This window comes from Methylobacterium sp. Leaf361, from assembly GCF_001424445.1.
In the GTDB taxonomy this organism is placed as follows: domain Bacteria; phylum Pseudomonadota; class Alphaproteobacteria; order Rhizobiales; family Beijerinckiaceae; genus Methylobacterium.
In genome coordinates, this window is the sequence record NZ_LMPY01000097.1 from 1 (window position 1) to 1,199 (window position 1,199).

The 1,199-nt window shown below is 68.0% G+C and carries 3 pseudogenes; all 3 read left to right on the forward strand.

Annotated features, from left to right (window positions below):
• Positions 1-423 (forward strand): annotated as a pseudogene (gene cpsB / locus ASG32_RS32005) (mannose-1-phosphate guanylyltransferase/mannose-6-phosphate isomerase); the annotation flags it as partial.
• A gap of 1 nt (position 424) precedes the next feature.
• Positions 425-637 (forward strand): annotated as a pseudogene (locus tag ASG32_RS33635) (cupin domain-containing protein); the annotation flags it as partial.
• 104 nt (positions 638-741) lie between these two features.
• A pseudogene (locus tag ASG32_RS32010) lies at positions 742-996 on the forward strand (transposase); the annotation flags it as partial.
• Positions 997-1,199: the final 203 nt, after the last annotated feature.

The window sequence follows — 1,199 nt, forward strand, 5'->3', positions numbered from 1 at the left end:
GGCCGGGTGTCGCTGATCGGGACCAAGAACAGCCTCGTGCACAGCCAGGGCGAGGGCCTGACCGCGGTGGTGGGCCTGGAGGACGTGGTGGTGGTCTCCACCCCCGACGCGGTGCTGGTGGCCTCCAAGGCGCATTCGGGCCAGGTGAAGGAGCTGGTCGGCGCCCTGCGGGCGCAGGGCGCGCCGGAGGCGGACGCGCATCTGCGGATGTACCGGCCCTGGGGCTGGTACCAGCGGATCGACCTCGGCGAGCGCTTCCAGGTCAAGCGGATCCAGGTGGTGCCGGGCGGGCGGCTGTCGCTGCAGAAGCACTACCACCGGGCCGAGCACTGGGTGGTGGTGCGCGGCACCGCCGAGGTCACGATCGACGAGCGGGTGGTGCTGGTCCACGAGAACGAGGCGGTCTACCTGCCGATCGGCTCGNGAGCACTGGGTGGTGGTGCGCGGCACCGCCGAGGTCACGATCGACGAGCGGGTGGTGCTGGTCCACGAGAACGAGGCGGTCTACCTGCCGATCGGCTCGATGCACCGGCTGGCCAACCCCGGCAAGATCCCCCTGGAGCTGATCGAGGTCCAGGTCGGCTCCTACACCGGCGAGGACGATATCATCCGCGTCGAGGACATCTACGGGCGCTGAGCCCGGCCGGGCCGGGCAGCTCAACAAGGCGTTTTGATCCTGCGGTGGCACTGCGGGAGGCGAACATGGCCGAGAGATCAGCGGGGCAGGATCTCGACGCGTGACTGGCCCCGTTCCTGGCTGCGATGTGCCGCAAGATGCGGCGGACCTGGGCGCCGCTGTATCTGCGTGGCCTGCTCGGCCCCGGGGATCGCAAGAGCCTGCAGCCGATGGCGGCGCGTCTCGGGTTGCCGGGCCATGACTAATTGCAACACTTCATCGCCAGCCCGGCCTGTGACGGCAGCTTGCTCTTGACGGAGTTGGCCCGCGCCGCGGACCGGCTGGTCGGCGGATACGATGCCTGTTTGGTGATCGACGACATGTGTCAACGGGTGCCGAAGTCTGGTTCTTCGTCACTTCGTGTGGTAGGTCAGACCGCTTTGAGGACGCGCTGACGCAGGAGTTCGAAGCCGGCGGGGCATACATGAACTGCGCCGAGTATCTCGGAGGCTTTTTGGTTTGGGTCAGGCTGCAAGGTTTGGACCTCGGCCTGGGCATAGTAGCGCGCTTCCGCCTCGGCGGG